This is a genomic window from Proteus sp. G4415, assembly GCF_963896075.1.
GTDB lineage: Bacteria > Pseudomonadota > Gammaproteobacteria > Enterobacterales > Enterobacteriaceae > Proteus > Proteus mirabilis.
Window position 1 is genome coordinate 1 of sequence record NZ_CAWQOK010000148.1, and the last position, 18,084, is coordinate 18,084.

The 18,084-nt window shown below is 40.3% G+C and carries 18 protein-coding genes and 1 pseudogene; 10 read left to right on the forward strand and 9 right to left on the reverse strand.

Annotated elements, in window-relative coordinates; translation table 11 throughout:
* Positions 1-114 precede the first annotated feature (114 nt).
* The 3 genes from ggt to AACU95_RS16005 all read right to left on the reverse strand — a co-directional run bounded on the left by ggt (position 115) and on the right by AACU95_RS16005 (position 3,779).
* On the reverse strand, positions 115-1,851 hold the full coding sequence (ggt, locus tag AACU95_RS15995) for a gamma-glutamyltransferase (protein WP_161737119.1): 1,737 nt from the start codon (positions 1,849-1,851) through the stop codon (positions 115-117).
* 327 nt (positions 1,852-2,178) lie between these two features.
* Positions 2,179-2,781 carry a peroxiredoxin C gene (locus AACU95_RS16000; protein ID WP_004247207.1) on the reverse strand — a complete coding sequence of 201 codons (603 nt, stop codon included), beginning with the start codon at positions 2,779-2,781 and terminating at the stop codon, positions 2,179-2,181.
* A gap of 410 nt (positions 2,782-3,191) precedes the next feature.
* Complete coding sequence (locus tag AACU95_RS16005) at positions 3,192-3,779, reverse strand: acyl carrier protein phosphodiesterase (RefSeq protein WP_161737116.1); 588 nt, start codon at positions 3,777-3,779, stop codon at positions 3,192-3,194.
* Positions 3,780-3,886: 107 nt separating this feature from the next.
* On the opposite strand from AACU95_RS16005, the gene queA reads away from it, so the two are divergent.
* The 10 genes from queA (at position 3,887) to thiL (ending at position 13,538) form a co-directional block, all read left to right on the forward strand.
* On the forward strand, positions 3,887-4,960 hold the full coding sequence (gene queA / locus AACU95_RS16010) for a tRNA preQ1(34) S-adenosylmethionine ribosyltransferase-isomerase QueA (RefSeq protein ID WP_012367465.1): 1,074 nt from the start codon (positions 3,887-3,889) through the stop codon (positions 4,958-4,960).
* A 181-nt stretch (positions 4,961-5,141) separates the two neighbouring features.
* Positions 5,142-6,284, forward strand: coding sequence for a tRNA guanosine(34) transglycosylase Tgt (tgt, locus tag AACU95_RS16015; protein WP_004245143.1), 1,143 nt, complete (start codon positions 5,142-5,144; stop codon positions 6,282-6,284).
* An 86-nt stretch (positions 6,285-6,370) separates the two neighbouring features.
* On the forward strand, positions 6,371-6,706 hold the full coding sequence (yajC, locus tag AACU95_RS16020) for a preprotein translocase subunit YajC (RefSeq protein ID WP_004245142.1): 336 nt from the start codon (positions 6,371-6,373) through the stop codon (positions 6,704-6,706).
* A gap of 32 nt (positions 6,707-6,738) precedes the next feature.
* A complete protein-coding gene (gene secD / locus AACU95_RS16025; RefSeq protein ID WP_012367466.1) occupies positions 6,739-8,586 on the forward strand; it encodes a protein translocase subunit SecD in 1,848 nt (615 codons plus the stop codon).
* 10 nt (positions 8,587-8,596) lie between these two features.
* Positions 8,597-9,565 (forward strand): protein translocase subunit SecF, encoded by a 969-nt coding sequence (secF, locus tag AACU95_RS16030; protein ID WP_004247209.1) that lies wholly within the window; start codon positions 8,597-8,599, stop codon positions 9,563-9,565.
* A gap of 118 nt (positions 9,566-9,683) precedes the next feature.
* Positions 9,684-10,133, forward strand: coding sequence for a transcriptional regulator NrdR (gene nrdR, locus AACU95_RS16035; RefSeq protein ID WP_004245139.1), 450 nt, complete (start codon positions 9,684-9,686; stop codon positions 10,131-10,133).
* A gap of 48 nt (positions 10,134-10,181) precedes the next feature.
* Positions 10,182-11,339, forward strand: a complete 1,158-nt coding sequence (gene ribD / locus AACU95_RS16040) for a bifunctional diaminohydroxyphosphoribosylaminopyrimidine deaminase/5-amino-6-(5-phosphoribosylamino)uracil reductase RibD (protein WP_161737117.1) — start codon at positions 10,182-10,184, stop codon at positions 11,337-11,339.
* 212 nt (positions 11,340-11,551) lie between these two features.
* Positions 11,552-12,022: a 6,7-dimethyl-8-ribityllumazine synthase gene (gene ribH, locus AACU95_RS16045; protein WP_004245137.1), complete on the forward strand. Its 471-nt coding sequence runs from the start codon at positions 11,552-11,554 to the stop codon at positions 12,020-12,022.
* Between the two features lie 28 nt (positions 12,023-12,050).
* Entirely contained in the window at positions 12,051-12,464 is a 414-nt protein-coding gene (nusB, locus tag AACU95_RS16050; protein WP_004245136.1) for a transcription antitermination factor NusB, read from the forward strand.
* A 93-nt stretch (positions 12,465-12,557) separates the two neighbouring features.
* On the forward strand, positions 12,558-13,538 hold the full coding sequence (gene thiL, locus AACU95_RS16055; protein WP_004245135.1) for a thiamine-phosphate kinase: 981 nt from the start codon (positions 12,558-12,560) through the stop codon (positions 13,536-13,538).
* Positions 13,539-13,623: 85 nt separating this feature from the next.
* Here the strand turns inward: thiL and AACU95_RS16060 are convergent, their stop codons facing one another.
* The 6 genes and pseudogenes from AACU95_RS16060 to rbsB all read right to left on the reverse strand — a co-directional run bounded on the left by AACU95_RS16060 (position 13,624) and on the right by rbsB (position 18,057).
* Entirely contained in the window at positions 13,624-13,959 is a 336-nt protein-coding gene (locus AACU95_RS16060; RefSeq protein ID WP_004245134.1) for a zinc ribbon domain-containing protein YjdM, read from the reverse strand.
* Positions 13,960-14,386: 427 nt separating this feature from the next.
* Positions 14,387-14,813: pseudogene (gene vapC / locus AACU95_RS16065) on the reverse strand (type II toxin-antitoxin system tRNA(fMet)-specific endonuclease VapC).
* A complete protein-coding gene (vapB, locus tag AACU95_RS16070) occupies positions 14,806-15,048 on the reverse strand; it encodes a type II toxin-antitoxin system VapB family antitoxin (RefSeq protein WP_012367470.1) in 243 nt (80 codons plus the stop codon). The pseudogene vapC and the gene vapB overlap by 8 nt, the downstream one beginning before the upstream one ends.
* 102 nt (positions 15,049-15,150) lie before the next feature.
* Positions 15,151-16,158: a ribose operon transcriptional repressor RbsR gene (gene rbsR, locus AACU95_RS16075; RefSeq protein ID WP_012367471.1), complete on the reverse strand. Its 1,008-nt coding sequence runs from the start codon at positions 16,156-16,158 to the stop codon at positions 15,151-15,153.
* Between the two features lie 4 nt (positions 16,159-16,162).
* On the reverse strand, positions 16,163-17,089 hold the full coding sequence (rbsK, locus tag AACU95_RS16080) for a ribokinase (protein WP_004245126.1): 927 nt from the start codon (positions 17,087-17,089) through the stop codon (positions 16,163-16,165).
* Positions 17,090-17,166: 77 nt separating this feature from the next.
* Positions 17,167-18,057, reverse strand: a complete 891-nt coding sequence (gene rbsB, locus AACU95_RS16085; protein WP_004245125.1) for a ribose ABC transporter substrate-binding protein RbsB — start codon at positions 18,055-18,057, stop codon at positions 17,167-17,169.
* Positions 18,058-18,084 lie beyond the last annotated feature (27 nt).

Consider the following 18,084-nt stretch of genomic DNA (forward strand, 5'->3'; position numbering starts at 1 on the left):
AAAAAAAGATATTAATAAATTGTAAAACAGTGACGAGATCATTTTCATAAAAAAAGAAACCTTGTCTAATAAAGAGAAGGTTTCTTTTGCCAATGGTATTATATGATTTTATGGTTAGTAGCCCACGGCTTTACCTGCTGGACGTCGAACATCATTTGAACCATAAAGATAACCTTCGCGTATCGCCCCTGAAACAGCAGAATCATTACCTGACGAAGCAGGGATCACTCCTTGTTCTCCTGGAAGGCCGACCATAATCAATTCAGCCGCGCCCCATGGCGTTTGTTCGACCATTTTATATCCCATGGCAGAAAGTTTTTCTAAGGTATCTTTTGATAATCCTCGTTGTTCATAATAAACCTCATCAGGTAGCCATTGATGATGAATTCGAGGGCTATTGACGGCTTCTTGGGGGGACATACCAAACTCAATAATATTAAGTGCCGTTTGTAAGGTGATTGAGATAATACGAGAGCCTCCCGGTGAGCCTAATACAAGAAAGGGTTTGCCATCTTTAGTCACAATGGTTGGACTCATTGAGGATAGTGGACGTTTTAATGGGGCAATACTATTTCGTTCACCTTGTACTAAGCCATAAAGATTTTTCTCGCCAACTTTAGTTGTAAAATCATCCATCTCATTATTGAGGAAAAAGCCAGTCCCCGGGGCGATAACGACAGCACCAAAACGACCATTGATGGTGTAAGTGGTTGAAACGGCATTACCATCTTTATCAATCACCGAATAATGTGTGGTTTCAGGGCTTTCATGAGGTGCAATACCGGGTTGTACCTTTTCTGATGGGGTGGCTTTATTCGGTGTAATTTGTTGGCGAAGCTCTGCGGCGTAGGCTTTACTTAATAACTTTTCTGTTGGATTGTTTATAAATTGCGGATCGCCAAGAAAGGTGTTTCTATCCATATAAGCATGACGCATAGCTTCTGTGAGCGTGTGAACATATTCGGCAGAGTTAAAACCCATCGATTTCAGATCGTAGCCTTCTAAAATATTCAGTGTTTGGCAAATAGTGACGCCTCCTGAACTGGGAGGAGGAGCAGAGATAAATTCATAACCTCGATAAGTACAGGTAATGGGAGGTGTTTCGGTAATAGTGAAGTTCGCAAAATCTTCTTTGGTTAATAACCCATTATGCTGTTTTGAAGCTTGTTCTACTTTTTTAGGGATTTCCCCTTGATAGAAAGCATCAGCACCTTGGTTGGAGATAAGTTCAAGCGTATTAGCTAAGTCCGTTTGAATGAGACGATCGCCAGGCTGCCATGGTGTTCCATCAGGCTTTAAGAAAATTTTTGCTGATTCAGGATCTTGTTTAAATCGCTCTGTGGTGGTGTCTAATACGTCAGTATCAGCACGGGTTAAAATATAGCCTTCTCTGGCGAGTTTAATAGCGGGAGCCATCACTTCTTGGCGTGAAAGTGTGCCATATTTTTCTAATGCAGCATCAAGTCCTTTCACTGTACCTGGCACCCCTGAGGCAAGATAGCCGTATAGGCTTGCCTCTTTAATCAAGTTACCGTCTTTATCTAAATACATATTTTTAGACGCTGCCGTAGGCGCCGTTTCTCGAAAATTAATAAAGGTATTGGTGCCATCAGCAAGGTGTATAGTCATAAAACCACCACCGCCAATATTTCCACAACAAGCATTTACCACAGCTTGTGCATAGCCAACAGCAACAGCTGCATCAATGGCATTCCCTCCTTTTTGCAAAATATCTTTTCCTACTTGTGAGGCTAAATGTTGTGAAGAGACCACCATACCTTGTTGTGCTTCAACCGCTGGCTCATAGGCGGCATAGAGTGCAGGTGAAAAAAGTGTGGTAAGTAACAGCAGGTGCGTTTTTTTTTATAGTAATCATGATTATATCCATTAATAACAGTGGGTTAGTTTCAATAGAGATAAGTGAAAGTAGGTGTGTATACGCTAGTATTAATGTGGTTAACAATTACGTAACAATAAGTATAGAGAGAAGTTATTAATGACGAGAATTTTTTTTGAAGAGATGATCACAAAATCATCTTTAAGCGAATAAATAATAATGTTATGTACAAATAGTAATCTTAATAAATTGAGTTGAAAGACAAAAGAATAGATGGAGTATTAATAAAAAAGCCTGTTTTCACAGGCTTTTAGCAAATATTTGTTTAGCTTACTGGAATATTACAGTTTGCCTGAGTTCGCTTTCAGATATTTAGCAACACCGTCTGGAGATGCGCCCATACCTTCTTGGCCTTTTTCCCATTGTGCAGGGCAAACATCACCGTGCTCTTCGTGGAATTGTAGTGCATCAACCATACGGATCATTTCGTCAATATTACGGCCTAATGGCAGGTCGTTTACCACTTGGTGACGAACGACACCTTCTTTGTCGATCAGGAATGAACCACGTAGTGCAACACCCGCTTCTGGATGTTCGATACCGTATGCTTTAATGATATCGTGTTTGATATCAGCAACCATTGGGTATCTTACTTCACCAATACCGCCATCATCGATAGCTGTTTTACGCCATGCGTTATGTACGAATTCTGAGTCCATAGAAACGCCGATGATTTCAACACCACGTTTTTGGAACTCTTCAAAACGGTGATCAAATGCAATCAGTTCTGAAGGGCAAACAAAAGTGAAGTCCATTGGCCAGAAGAAAATAACCGCAGGTTTGCCTTTGATAAATGAATGCAGGTTGAAATCATTAACAATTTCACCGTTACCTAAAACAGCAGCTGCTGTGAAATCTGGGGCTTTGCGAGTAACCAGAACCATAATGTACTCCTGTAAATTGAAAGAGTTTATACTCGTCATATTTCAAGTTGTCGCGTTGTTGACTGCGTTCACTCGAACTATTTAGAGTAAATTTAGGGGATACCCTGTTTTTAAATTTAGGGTGATGCCCTGTTTTTAAATGATGTATACAGCATAAATAATCAATCGTTATTGATAAAATCATACAGAACAATCTATTTGATAGGTTATAACGATGAATTTTATACAACAAAAATGACTTATTTATGACTCCTTGTATAACTATCTATTCTAATCAACTTTATAAATGAATACTACGCTTGTTAACGGATCGTTACCAATAAAAAGATAAATTGACGTAGTCTCTGTTTGCTCGATTCAATGTAATGTTTAACCATGACAAACAGATGAATAAAAAGAGCCTTAATGTATCAGTCATCCAGCTGATGATGTTGTGCTTTTTCTAACAATTGTGGATAAAATTGCCAAAAAATCTCACTTAACTCTTTATAATGCGTTTCTAGTGCAATATAAGAGCCTGCAAGCGCACTTAAACGCGGTCTTCTTTTTGCCATGCCTTTTAACGTCTGTGCTATATAAGTTTTATCAGCATAACGAGTCAACCACGCTTGGGGCCATAAATATTCATTGAGCTCTTGAAATTTTTCCGGAGTTCGCCATAAATCCGGTTCAATGGTATTGCGCACATAAGTAACAAATTCCAAGAGCGGTATGTCAGGTTCAAATTTATCCCAATGTAGTGAGAGAAAATGATCCCAAAATATATCCAAAGTAATGGGTGCAACGCGGCGGTATTCATTCGGAAAAAGTTGTCGAGCTTGTTTAACTAATGGATGAGTATCAGTCAGCACATCAATACGCCTATGCATGCGAATGCCGTCAATTACCGCTTGGCTGTAATCGTTACTCGGCGTACCTTTTACATAGTCCGCCATCATATTGCCTAATAAGGAGCTTTTCGCTCTAAAGGCGAGGTGTAAGTGAGCAAGATAGTTCATTGTACTATCATAGCGCTTTTTAAATAAAAAAGTGCTTCTTTGTTGCACTGATTAACATGCAGCACTAGACTAGTGCGCCTGTTTTTTATGAAAGTAGTCGTTTAATTATGCGTGTATCCGATTTTAGATTTGACCTGCCTGAGTCCTTAATTGCTCACTATCCTCACCCCCAACGTAGTGGGTGCCGATTATTATCCCTAGAGGGGAAAACGGGCAATTTATCTCACGGTGTCTTTACGGATGTATTAGATAAACTCAATGCCGGTGATTTACTTGTATTTAATAATACTAGAGTGATCCCCGCGCGTATTTATGGTCGTAAAGCCTCCGGTGGCAAGATAGAAGTATTAGTGGAGCGTATGCTAGATGAACATCGTGTGTTAGCCCATGTTCGTGCATCAAAATCACCCAAAGAGGGCGCATCACTGATTTTAGGGGAAGACGAAAGTGTACAAGCAACCATGATTGCACGCCATGATACACTATTTGAAATCCGTTTTGATGATGAAAGAGATGTGCTGACTATTTTAAATAGTATCGGTCATATGCCTCTTCCTCCTTATATTGATCGTCCAGATGAAAGATCCGATAAAGAGCTTTATCAAACGGTCTATAATGAGCGTCCCGGTGCAGTAGCTGCACCCACAGCCGGATTGCATTTTGATGAGCCGTTATTAGAAGCGTTACGTAACAAAGGCGTTGAGATGGCCTTTGTCACTTTGCATGTTGGTGCTGGTACTTTCCAGCCTGTTCGTGTGGATAATATCGAAGAACACACTATGCATTCCGAGTATGCTGAAGTCCCTCAAGAGGTGGTAGATGCCGTGCTCGCTTGTAAGGCACGAGGTAATCGGGTGATTGCCGTGGGTACAACGTCTGTTCGCTCTTTAGAGAGTGCGGCTAAAGCAGCCAAAGATGCATTAATTGCTCCTTTTTTTGATGATACGCAAATTTTTATTTATCCAGGTTACCAATATCAAATTATTGATGCTTTGATAACTAACTTCCATTTGCCAGAATCAACCTTAATTATGCTGGTTTCTGCATTTGCTGGTTATAAAAATACCATGAATGCTTATAACGTAGCGGTTGAACAGAAGTATCGTTTTTTCAGTTATGGTGATGCGATGTTTATTACGCGTAATCCTTTAGCTATCAATGAAAAAGTGGGTGAAGAGTAGGGCTTTATTCTATTTTTTAACGTTTTTTTTCATTTTATGACCGGTTATGTCAACTTTGCTGCTTGATCTCTTTGACTAAGCACAGCTTTTGTTGATGTAACATATACAGCCGTCTAACAAATGATTAGAATGTGCTGTTTTTATTATGCATTGGACTGTTTTTCTGATGCTTGGAGGATGAGTGAAATACGAATTAGATAAAACAGATGGTCATGCCCGTCGTGGTCGTCTTAAGTTTGAACGCGGTGTCGTTGAAACACCTGCATTTATGCCTGTAGGGACATACGGTACAGTTAAAGGGATGACACCTGAAGAAGTTGAAGCCACAGGTGCACAAATCCTTTTAGGCAATACTTTCCATTTATGGTTACGTCCTGGTCAAGAGATCATGAAATTACACGGTGATTTGCATGACTTTATGCAGTGGAAAGGGCCAATTTTAACCGATTCAGGTGGTTTCCAAGTCTTTAGTTTAGGCGCAATGCGTAAAATTAAAGAAGAAGGTGTGCATTTCCGTAACCCAATTAATGGTGAAAAGATTTTCTTAAGCCCAGAAAAATCAATGGAAATTCAGTACGATCTTGGATCAGATATTGTGATGATCTTTGATGAGTGTACGCCATATCCATCAGATTGGGATTATGCTAAAAATTCCATGGAGATGTCATTACGCTGGGCTAAACGTAGTCGTCAACGCTTTGATGAATTAAACAACAAAAATGCATTATTCGGTATTATTCAAGGCGGCGTTTACGAAGATTTACGTGATATCTCAGTGAAAGGGCTAGTGGAAATCGGCTTTGACGGTTACGCTGTTGGGGGCCTAGCTGTTGGTGAACCTAAAGAAGATATGCACCGTATTTTAGAACATGTTTGTCCACAAATCCCTGCGGATAAACCTCGTTATTTAATGGGTGTAGGTAAACCTGAAGATTTAGTTGAAGGTGTTCGTCGTGGTATCGATATGTTTGACTGTGTGATGCCAACACGAAATGCACGTAATGGACATCTGTTTGTAACAAATGGTGTCATTAAAATTCGTAATGCTAAACATCGTTCAGATACATCAACTCTGGATGAACATTGTGATTGCTACACCTGTAAAAATTATAGTCGCGCTTACCTACATCATCTTGATCGCTGTAACGAAATTTTAGGTGCAAGGCTGAATACCATCCATAACTTACGCTATTATCAGCGTCTAATGGCTGAAATTCGTCAAGCAATTGATGAGTCACGTTTCGAAGATTTCGTGCATGAGTTCTACGAACGTATTGGTAAACCAGTTCCACCGCTAAATAGCAGTGCGAGTAAGTGCGATTAATGTATACGAGAAAGCCCAATTCTGTGTATGATATTGGGCTTATAACTTGAGTATCGTCGATATCGACAACAATGAGGAAAAAGTGAATGAGTTTTTTCATTTCTGATGCTGTTGCTTCTGCTGGACAAGCAGCACCTGAAGCAAGCTTTATGTCTATTTTACCGATGTTAGTGATCTTTATTTTAATTTTCTATTTTATGATCCTACGTCCTCAGCAAAAACGTACTAAAGAACACCGTAAACTGATGGAATCTATCGGTAAAGGTGATGAAGTGTTAACTACTGGTGGTTTAATCGGCCGCGTTGTTAAAGTTTCAGATAACGGCTATATCGTTGTTGCTCTGAATGAAACAACTGAAGTAACTATCAAACGTGACTTTGTTGCCGCTGTATTACCAAAAGGCACAATGAAAGCTATTTAATTTGATTTCCCCAAAGGGAAAAGGGAACTGCCGTGCTAAACCGTTATCCTTTGTGGAAGTATCTGATGTTGATATTCGCTATCCTCATCGGTCTGCTTTACGCACTTCCTAACCTATATGGTGAGGATCCGGCTGTTCAAATCACTGGCGCGCGGGGAACCGCCGCCAATGAGCAAACACTGGATCAAGTTCGATCTTTATTAGATAAAGAAAAAATTGAAGCGAAATCAATCGCCCTTGAAAATGGTGCGATTTTGGCTCGTTTCAGTAACCCTGACATTCAGTTACGTGCCCGTGAAGCGTTGTTACCTGCGTTAGGTGACAAGTTCGTTGTTGCACTTAACCTTGCACCAGCTACGCCAAAATGGTTAGAAGCCATTGGCGGTGAGCCGATGAAATTAGGGTTAGACTTACGTGGTGGTGTTCACTTCTTAATGGAAGTTGATATGGAAACCGCGTTAGGTAAACTTCAAGAACAAAATGTTGATAGTTTACGTACTTTATTACGTGACGAAGGCATTCCATATTCTTCTATCCGCAAAACGGATAATTATGGTGTTGAAATCCGTTTCCGCAACGCTGATGACCGTTCTAAAGCATCAGATTATCTTGCGCGTCGTAACCAAGATCTCATTTTTAGAAATGGGGATAATAACTCGTTAAAAGCTATTTTTACCGACGAGCGTTTACGTGATGCGCGTACTTATGCGGTACAACAAAATATCACCATCCTACGTAACCGTGTCAACCAATTAGGGGTTGCTGAGCCGTTAGTTCAACGCCAAGGTGCTGACCGCATTGTTGTTGAATTACCGGGTATTCAAGATACGGCTCGTGCGAAAGAAATCCTAGGTGCAACAGCAACATTAGAATTCCGTTTAGTGAATACTAATGTTGATCCTTCAGCCTTAGAAACAGGACGCATCCCGGGTGACTCAGAAGTGAAATACACTCGAGATGGTAGACCAACCATTCTTTATAAACGTGTTGTATTGACGGGTGACCATATTACCGATTCAACGTCACAAGCCGATGAGTACGGCCAGCCTCAAGTAAGTATTTCACTTGATAGTGCTGGTGGCTCTATTATGTCTAACTTTACCAAAGATAACGTCGGTAAACCGATGGCTACTCTTTTTGTAGAGTATAAAGACAGCGGTAAACGTGATGAAAATGATCGCGCAATTTTGGTAAAAAATGAAGAAGTTATTAACGTGGCTAATATTCAAACCCGTTTAGGTAATAACTTCCGCATTACTGGTATCTCTAATGCGAATGAAGCACGTCAATTATCTCTGTTATTACGTGCTGGGGCATTGATTGCACCTATTCAAATCGTTGAAGAGAGAACCATTGGGCCAACATTAGGTCTTCAGAACATAACTCAAGGTTTAGAAGCTTGTTTATGGGGTCTGATAGCCTCTGTTGCCTTTATGATTATTTATTATCGTAAATTTGGTGTGATCGCGAGTACGGCGCTATTAGCAAACTTGGTGTTAATTGTGGGGGTCATGTCATTATTACCCGGTGCAACGTTAACCATGCCTGGTATTGCGGGTATTGTCTTAACCCTTGCGGTTGCGGTCGATGCTAACGTACTGATCAACGAGCGTATTAAAGAAGAGTTACGTAATGGTCGCTCAGTACAACAAGCTATCCATGAAGGTTATAAAGGTGCCTTCTCCAGTATTATTGATGCGAACTTAACCACGTTAATTACTGCCGTGATCCTTTATGCAGTCGGTACTGGCTCCATTAAAGGGTTTGCTATCACAACTGCTATCGGGGTTGCGACATCCATGTTTACCGCTATTGTGGGTACACGTGCGATTGTAAACCTGCTGTATGGCGGTAAACGCATCAAGAAACTGTCTATTTAAGGAGCACGTTGTGGCACAGGATTATACTGTTGAACAATTAAACCATGGTCGTAAAGTCATTGACTTTATGCGTTGGGACAACGTCGCCTTTACTATTTCGTTTCTGCTTTTGGTAGCATCTATCGCTATCATTTCCGTGAAAGGATTTAACTGGGGATTAGATTTTACTGGAGGAACGGTTATTGAGATCAATCTCAGTCAACCGGCCGATCTAGATAAAATGCGTGATAGCTTGGCAGCCGCCGGCTATAAAGATCCTCTGTTACAAAACTTTGGTAGCAGCCGCGATATTATGGTGCGTATGCCTCCTGTTGAAGGACAGGCTGGTCAAGAATTAGGTAAGAAAGTCATCGATATTATCAATGTTGAAATTGATAATGATGCAACAGTCAAACGTATTGAATTTGTTGGGCCAAGTGTCGGGAGTGAATTGGCTCAAACAGGGGCAATGGCGTTACTTTCTGCACTTATCTGTATTCTGATCTATGTTGGATTCCGTTTTGAGTGGCGTCTAGCATTAGGGGCTGTTATTTCACTTGCCCATGACGTGGTGATCACTTTGGGTATTTTATCACTCTTCCAAATTGAGGTTGATTTAACCATTGTCGCGTCATTGATGTCTGTTATCGGTTATTCCTTGAACGATAGTATCGTGGTATCAGATCGTATTCGTGAGAATTTCCGTAAAATTCGTCGTGGTACCTCTTATGAGATCATGAACGTTTCACTAACACAGACATTAAGCCGTACCATCATGACATCAGCAACAACATTATTAGTTGTGTTGATGCTCTATATCTTTGGTGGTTCAATGCTTAAAGGCTTCTCTTTAGTGATGTTAATCGGTGTTTCATTCGGTACTGTTTCATCTATTTATGTGGCTTCTGCATTAGCACTGAAAATGGGCATGAAACGCGAACACCTGATTGTTCAAAAAGTGGAAAAAGAGGGTGCAGATCAGACAACACTCTTACCTTAATAGAGCGTTTTTCTGACATAAACATCGCAAACACCCTGCCAGTTAATGACTGACAGGGTGTTTTTTGTTCACTGAACAGGTACACTGTTTAGGAGTTTTGTCAACAGTAGGAATAACTATGCATTGTCCATTTTGCACAGCCGTAGATACCAAAGTAATTGATTCGAGACTTGTTGGTGATGGCTCACAAGTGCGCCGTCGTCGTCAATGCCTTGTTTGCCATGAGCGCTTTACTACCTTTGAAGTCGCAGAGCTTGTGATGCCTCGTGTTGTGAAAAGTGATGAAATCCGTGAGCCTTTTGATGAAGAAAAGCTACGTAGAGGAATGCTCAAAGCATTAGAAAAACGTCCTGTGAGTTCTGATGATGTTGAAGCTGCCATTAATCATATCAAATCACAATTAAGGGCAACGGGCGAAAGAGAGATACCTTCCAAACAGATCGGTAATTTTGTTATGGAACAACTAAAGAAACTGGATAAAGTTGCTTATATCCGTTTTGCTTCGGTTTATCGCAGTTTTGAAGATGTGCGCGATTTTGGCGAAGAAATTGCAAAATTACAAGATTAATCATTCGCTTCACACGACTATTTGAAAATAACGATAAATAATAAATCTATGATGACAATTAACAACAGCAACAATCCTACGGGCAATGAGCCGGCTAATGATGAAACCTATATGCGTCGAGCGATAGAGTTAGCTGCATTAGGACGTTTTACAACATCACCTAACCCAAATGTGGGATGCGTGATTGTGAAAGAAGGGAAGATTATAGGTGAAGGTTATCACCATCATGCAGGTGGTCCACATGCCGAAGTGAATGCATTAAATATGGCGGGTGAAAATGCCAAAGGTGCTACCGTCTATGTTACGCTTGAGCCATGTAGCCACTTTGGTAAAACGCCTCCTTGTGCTGATGCTTTAATCAACGCCGGGGTAAAACGTGTTGTTGCTGCAATGCAAGATCCCAATCCTCAAGTGGCAGGACGTGGTTTACATAAATTAGTCGCTGCAGGTATTGATGTTTCTCATGGCGTATTAATGAAAGAAGCTGAAAAATTGAATATCGGCTTTTTTAAACGTATGAGAACAGGGTTTCCTTATATCCAATTAAAACTGGCCGCCTCTTTAGACGGTAAAACGGCATTAGCATCAGGGGAAAGTCAATGGATAACCTCTAAAGCTTCGCGACAAGATGTGCAAAACTTTCGCGCGCAAGCTAGTGCTATTTTAACAACGAGTGCCACTGTTTTAGCCGATGATCCTGCAATGAATGTGCGTTGGGAAGCATTATCCGATGAGATAAAAGCGATTTATCCACTAGAGTCATTGCGCCAGCCTATTCGTATTATTACCGATAGCCAAAATAGGGTAACTCCCGACTATAAAATTACACAACTTGCAGGTGAGTGCTTGCTTGCTCGGACTCACTCTCAGCAAGAAGCTTGGCAAGGTGATGTCTCAGAAATTTTGCTTCCTACTAATGGCAAAAATAGTAGTGTCGATTTAGTGTTATTAATGATGCAGTTAGGTAAACGCAATATTAATAGTGTATGGGTTGAAAGTGGCGCACATTTTGCTGGCGCACTATTAGAGCTTGGTCTTGTTGATGAGCTTATCATTTATATTGCTCCGAAAATTTTAGGCAATGATGCTCGAGGTTTATTATCCATTTCACCACTGTCGTCATTATCTGAAGCTCCTGAATTTACAATAGATTCTCTTCAACAAATCGGCCCTGATATCCGCGTTTGTTTAAAACCTCGTTATTAATAGATGCAAATATGTGTGTCTATGGCGCTATTTGTAGTAAAATAGCGCCGTGTGTGTTATTCCCTGTCGTTACGACATTGTTATCAGCCAACTAACTACCTTGATTTATCAAGGATTTTTGGCTCCTTTGCTGTGTTATCATAAAACTGAGCGCAGTAAAGGAAAGAATGTGATAAAATCCGCGCCCCGCGGATAGGAGAAAAAGGTAACCTATGAACGTAATCAAAGGTGTTGTCGCGGCGCCAAACGCACGTGTAGCGATTGCAATTGCCCGTTTTAATAATTTTATTAATGATAGCTTGTTAGAAGGTGCCGTTGATGCACTTGAGCGTATCGGACAAGTTTCCTCAGAAAATATTACCGTCGTTTGGGTTCCTGGCGCTTATGAGTTGCCATTAACTGTAAAAGCATTAGCAGAAAGCGACAAATATGATGCAGTTATCGCGTTAGGCACTGTTATCCGTGGTGGAACCGCACATTTTGAATACGTTGCTGGCGAATGCAGCTCTGGCCTTTCTCATGTTGCAATGCAAAGTGAGATCCCTGTGACTTTTGGTGTATTAACTACTGAAAGCATTGAGCAGGCAATTGAACGAGCTGGTACTAAAGCGGGCAATAAAGGTGCTGAAGCTGCAATGACAGCACTTGAAATGATCAATGTACTTAAAGCCATTAAAGGCTAATCATCTGTTTTAACTAAAGGGGAATTTTGTGAAACCTGCTGCTCGTCGTCGTGCTCGTGAGTGTGCTGTACAAGCTATCTACTCATGGCAATTATCCGGAAATGACATCGCGGATGTGGAATTGGAGTTTTTATCCGAGCAGGATACCCAAGGTGTAGATATTGCTTATTTCCGTGAGCTTTTAGTGGGTGTTGCAATCAATGCAGCACGTTTAGATAAGGCGATGGAGCCTTATTTATCACGTCAACTGGAAGAGCTAGGCCAAGTTGAAAAAGCGATTTTACGTTTAGCTATGTTTGAACTCAGCTTCCGTGAAGATGTTCCTTATAAAGTAGCCATTAACGAAGCGATTGAATTGGCTAAGGTGTTTGGTGCTGATGACAGCCATAAATTTGTCAATGGCGTGTTAGATAAAGCTGCACCAACTGTACGTAAAAAATAACGTTCTTCACGTTTCCTCTATGGTAAATTAATAATCCAAGGCCGGTTACTCCGGCCTTTTATTTAATAAGCATTGCTTCATAGGAAATTGATAATGCCTTGTGGTGAATTCTCCCTCATTAAACAATATTTCACTTCTCAGCCAGTTAAACGCAAAGATGTGAGTACGGGAATTGGGGATGACTGTGCAATATTGACTGTACCTGAAAAGCAACAAGTGGCAATTAGTACTGATACCTTAGTCAGTGGAATACACTTCCTACCAACCATTTCCCCTGAAGATTTAGCGTATAAAGCATTAGCGGTTAATATTAGTGATTTAGCCGCGGTGGGGGCAGATCCTGCTTGGGCCTCATTAGCTTTAACATTGCCAAAAGTCGATAATGATTGGCTTGAGGCCTTTAGTCGCTCTCTATTTGCATTAGCAGAGTATTATTCTATTCAATTGATTGGTGGGGATACAACCAAAGGGCCATTGAGCTTAACCATCACAATACAAGGTTTAGTTCCTCAAGGTATGGCACTATTACGCTCAGGGGCAAAAATTGGTGACTGGATTTATGTTACAGGCTTTTTAGGTGATAGCGCGGCAGGACTCGCGGTTTTACAAAATAGATTACAACCTAGTCAACCAGAAAGCCGAGACTATTTTATTACTAGGCATTTGCGTCCGCAGCCTCGTCTTTTACAGGGGCAAGCATTAAGATCTTTAGCAAGTGCTGCTATTGATATTTCTGATGGTCTTATTTCAGATCTAAACCATATTTTAACGGCAAGTGGTTGTGGTGCTCGTATTAACTTAGATGCGTTGCCTTATTCTGCGGCAATGAAATCACAGGTGAGTAAAGAGCAAGCTGAAGTTTGGGCATTAAGTGGTGGCGAAGACTATGAACTATGCTTTACCGTGCCTGAAATAAATCGTGGGGCTTTAGATATTGCTTTAGCCCATACGGGAGCTGACTTTCATTGCATAGGGCAAATTATGCCAATTGCAGAAGGTATACGTTATTTACGTGAAGGTAAAGAAGTGCACCCTAATCTGAAAGGGTTTGATCACTTTGGTGATAATAAATAAATCATATCGCTATAAACAAAAGGCGCTTAATGAGCGCCTCTGAAATCAAAATAATGTTATTAATCATTTTAATGATAATTCAAGATTAGCTTTTCTTCACAAATTCAGATTTTAATTTCATTTGCCCAAAGCCATCAATTTTACAATCAATATTATGATCGCCTTCCACTAAACGTATCCCTTTAACTTTTGTACCAATTTTGAGTGGCGTTGAGCTACCTTTTACTTTTAGATCTTTAATGACTGTCACTGAATCCCCATCGGCTAATAAATTACCATGGGCATCTTTAACAATCAGCTCATCGCTATCAGTTGTTGGCTCAGCATCGTTCCATTCGTGGGCACATTCAGGGCAGACATACATTGCCCCATCTTCATAGGTATACTCTGAGTTGCATTTAGGACAAGAAGGTAATGACATAATAATACTCTCAAATTTTTTCAAAATGGGAAGTGATTAATCGTCACAAAGAGGATAACACTTGCCCGATAAACAAAAGGACACATTATCGTTTCAGCGTAAAAAGTCTAATATGATGACCCAAATGACCAAAAATAGTATTGCCACAGATAATGCGAAAGAATAAGAGTATAATAGATCTGATAGAGTTTTGCATCTTTCATGGATTATTGGATAAAAGATGAGAAAAAGTAGATTAAATATAGGAGGTAATACACAAAATAATAAGAAATAATATCATTTAAAAATATAAATTAACTTATTGATTTTATAATGCTTTATTTTGTTAACTTAGATAAAATAACTACTCTCTCTTTAAAAGAGAGTATCAGTAATAATAGTGTTAATCTTCTTGTTGTTATTTTATAAAATTTATCACCGGCCTCGTTCAATCAGTTTGGGGGTCTGAGTTAATAACGGTCCAATCCTCAATTCTTAAACCATCAACTCTTTCAAATTCTCGAGTATTATTGGTAACGACTATTAGCCCCTTACTTCTAGTATGTGCGGCTATATGTAAGTGGTTATCACCAACGTGTTTTCCCTGTTTTTCTAGTGTTGCTCTAATGTCTCCATAATGAAAAGCTGCTAAGTCATCGTAAGATAAAACAGTCAGTCGAGAAACAAAGTCGTTAACCGTAGCTAAGTTTTTGGCTGGATTTACACTTTTTTCAGCACCAAAAATGAGCTCAGCGAGTGTAATTGTAGAAATAGCTAATTGTTCAGCATGTTGGTTGAATTTTGGTAATAAAAACTCAGGCTTGCGTTTAATAGTGAATATAACAATAATTTGTATCTAATAGGTATTTAATCATCAAAGGATCCTCTTTCACTTGTGGCTTGATCAGGCCTTTCAGATAAGAAATCATCTGTTACAGACTTTTCTGATAAGAAAAAGCTATCCCATGCATTTTGTATAGGTGTGATTATTCTCTCTTTGCCTTTGACGCGAACAAAAACTTCTTTTACATCATCCGGAAATCGAGTCTCAGCGGGTAATCGAACATTTTGTGTTCTATTGCTCATAAATACTTTGCCATACTGGATCATAGTAATAGCTCCTATAAAAACTGCCATATAGCAGTTTTTATAGGATACCAAATAGGTTGTGTGAAATATATACACAACCTATTAACCTATTAATGTAAAAGATTATTTCCTATGAGCTATCACCGAGCCTCGTTCAATCAGTTTGGGTGTTAACACTAATAGATTGGCTTGTGCTTCAATATCTTCCATACGACGTAATAATTGGCTTACAGCAAGTTTGCCCAATTCATCTTTGGGTTGATGAATAGTCGTTAAAGGGGGGATCATATAAGAGGCTAAATCGATGTCATCATAACCGACGATAGAAATATCATCAGGTACACGTAGTCCTTTTTGATAAATCGCTTGGTAAGCACCGACCGCCATTGCATCATTACAGGTAAATACGGCCTGTGGTTGTATAGGGAGTGAGAGCAGTGTTTGCATTGCACTAAAGCCACCTGCAAACTCAAAATCACTGGTTAAAACTAGCTCTTTACGAATGGGTAACCCAGCTTGTTGCATCGCATTATAGTAGCCTTGTAGGCGATGTTTAGCGGGAAGTTTATCTTGGGGACCCGCAATACAGGCGATGTCAGTAAAACCTTTTTCAATTAAATAATTCGTGGCTAATTCTCCCCCTAATAGGGAGTTATCTTGAATAATATCGCTACTGTATTCAAATGGAGACCAATCCATCATCACCATGGGTAACCGTGGATAACGATTTAATACTTCACTTGATGGTGCGCGGGCTTCAGTACACATTAATAACAGCCCATCGACACGCTTTTGTAGCAAGGTTTCAAGGCTAGTATCCATGCGCTCATAGTCGCCTTCGGTGTTGCATAAAATGAGGCTATAGCCTTGTTCATAGCAACTTCGTTCAACACCTCGAACGACTTCAGCATAAAAGGGGTTATTACTGGCGGTAACTAACATCCCTATGGTACGTGTGCAGTTCATTTTTAAACTACGAGCTAATGCTGAAGGGGCGTAATTTAAGGTTGCTATTGCATGATTAACCTTTGCGCGGATACCTTCACTCACATAACGATTGTTATTGATAACATGGGAAACGGTGGATGTTGAAACACCCGCTAAACGGGCGACATCTTTCATTGTTGCCAAAATATTATGCTCGCTCTGCTAAAAATGACTTAATTTCATCACGCCAAGGGACGGAGGATTGCGCGCCATGACGTGTCACTGCAATTGCCGCGGCTGCATGGGCGAAACGGATCGCATCATGAGCTGATTTACCTTCTAATATCGCTGTAACAAATGCACCGTTAAAGGTATCACCTGCGGCAATAGTATCAACTGCTTCAACACGAAAACCGGGAATGATCATACCGGTGCCTTGTTCACTAAACCATACGCCACGACTGCCTAAAGTGATTAAAACGTGTTTTATGCCTTTACTGTGCAAAATATTAGCCGCTTTAGCTGCACCCACTTCATCATGCACAGAAATACCAGTTAATATTTCGGCTTCTGTCTCATTTGGCGTAATAATATCAATAAAACTCAGAAATTCATCAGATAACGGCTGTGCAGGAGCGGGATTTAAAATCACTTTTGTTTGATGTGCTTTGGCTTGTTTTGCTGCCTCAAAGACAGTGTCTAGAGGGGATTCTAATTGCATTAATAAAGCATCTGCTTGTTCAATAATATGACGATACTGATGCAAATGGCTTGGAGTGAGAGCACTATTTGCTCCGGCAACAATGCTAATGACATTTTCGCCTTGTTCATTAACTAGGATCATTGCTACACCTGTAGGTGTCTTGGGAATAATACGAATTGCATCAGTATCAATATTATCTGTTTTTAATTGAGCGATGATTTCGCGACCAATAGCATCATCTCCCACACAGGCTATAAACGTGATATCGGCACCACTACGTCCACAAGCGACGGCTTGATTTGCCCCTTTACCACCAAATGCTATTTTATAGTCATGACCAATCACGGTTTCTCCGGGCTTGGGAAATTGTGCAATATTCATAATATGGTCAACGTTGATGCTACCTAAAACAGCAAGGCGGGGAGTTGTCATAGCCTTTTATCCTTTGAAAACCTAGTTTATAACGAAACTAACCACGCAGCGAAAGTACTACGTGGTTAGATGGGTGATTATTTTTGAGTGACTAACTCAAGCTCAACAGGAATAGTGGGAGCCACTTTTTCCCCTTTCAGAATTTTATCAGCGGTTTGAATACCAATAATACCAATTTGATCGGGGCGTTGTGCAATAGTCGCACCTAAAACACCTCGGTTAACCGCTTTAATGCCATCATTTGTGCCATCAAAGCCAACGACTAAGACATCGGTACGACCTGCTGTTTGTAATGCACGCAATGCCCCTAATGCCATTTCATCGTTTTGAGCAAATACCGCTTGCACTGAAGGATTAGCGGTTAATAGATTTTGCATAACATTAAGGCCTTTAGTACGGTCAAAGTCAGCAGGTTGGCTTGCTAATATATTAAGTTTGTGAGCATCAACAGCTTGTTTAAAGCCTTCTCCACGCTCACGAGAAGCGGAGGTTCCGGCGATCCCTTCTAGTTGGATCACTTTGGCATCATTACCCACTTTTTCCGCAATATAATCTCCCGCCATTTTTCCTCCTAGGCGGTTATCAGAAGCAACATGGCTAACAACCTCACCTTTATTGGCTACTCTATCTAGGGTTACTACAGGAATTTTAGCTTTATTTGCCATTAACACGGCATTACCTACAGCATCAGAATCCGTTGGATTAATGAGCATTAAACGGGTGCCTTTTACGGTTAAGTCCTGCACATTTGCCAATTCTTTGGCTGGATTATCCATTGAATCAAGTACGACTAAGTCATAACCTAATTTATCCGCCTCTTTTTGTGCACTGTCTTTCATGGTGACAAAGAAAGGATTATTGAGCGTTGAAATAACGAGGGCGATAGACTCTTTTGCTAATGCATTGGCACTTATGGTAGCGCTTAGAGCAACCACTGAGAGAAGCGTTGCTATTTTTTTTAGTTTCATAATATATTCCTGTCGGGGTTCGGATTA

Excerpts from the sequence above, each read along its gene's own strand:
- AACU95_RS16000 (WP_004247207.1), bottom strand. The coding sequence starts at position 2,781 with ATGGTTCTGGTTACTCGCAAAGCCCCAGATTTCACAGCAGCTGCTGTT.
- AACU95_RS16005 (WP_161737116.1), bottom strand. The coding sequence starts at position 3,779 with ATGAACTATCTTGCTCACTTACACCTCGCCTTTAGAGCGAAAAGCTCC.
- queA (WP_012367465.1), top strand. The coding sequence starts at position 3,887 with ATGCGTGTATCCGATTTTAGATTTGACCTGCCTGAGTCCTTAATTGCT.
- yajC (WP_004245142.1), top strand. The coding sequence starts at position 6,371 with ATGAGTTTTTTCATTTCTGATGCTGTTGCTTCTGCTGGACAAGCAGCA.
- nrdR (WP_004245139.1), top strand. The coding sequence starts at position 9,684 with ATGCATTGTCCATTTTGCACAGCCGTAGATACCAAAGTAATTGATTCG.
- ribD (WP_161737117.1), top strand. The coding sequence starts at position 10,182 with ATGATGACAATTAACAACAGCAACAATCCTACGGGCAATGAGCCGGCT.
- ribH (WP_004245137.1), top strand. The coding sequence starts at position 11,552 with ATGAACGTAATCAAAGGTGTTGTCGCGGCGCCAAACGCACGTGTAGCG.
- thiL (WP_004245135.1), top strand. The coding sequence starts at position 12,558 with ATGCCTTGTGGTGAATTCTCCCTCATTAAACAATATTTCACTTCTCAG.
- AACU95_RS16060 (WP_004245134.1), bottom strand. The coding sequence starts at position 13,959 with ATGTCATTACCTTCTTGTCCTAAATGCAACTCAGAGTATACCTATGAA.
- vapB (WP_012367470.1), bottom strand. The coding sequence starts at position 15,048 with ATGATCCAGTATGGCAAAGTATTTATGAGCAATAGAACACAAAATGTT.
- rbsK (WP_004245126.1), bottom strand. The coding sequence starts at position 17,089 with ATGACAACTCCCCGCCTTGCTGTTTTAGGTAGCATCAACGTTGACCAT.
- rbsB (WP_004245125.1), bottom strand. The coding sequence starts at position 18,057 with ATGAAACTAAAAAAAATAGCAACGCTTCTCTCAGTGGTTGCTCTAAGC.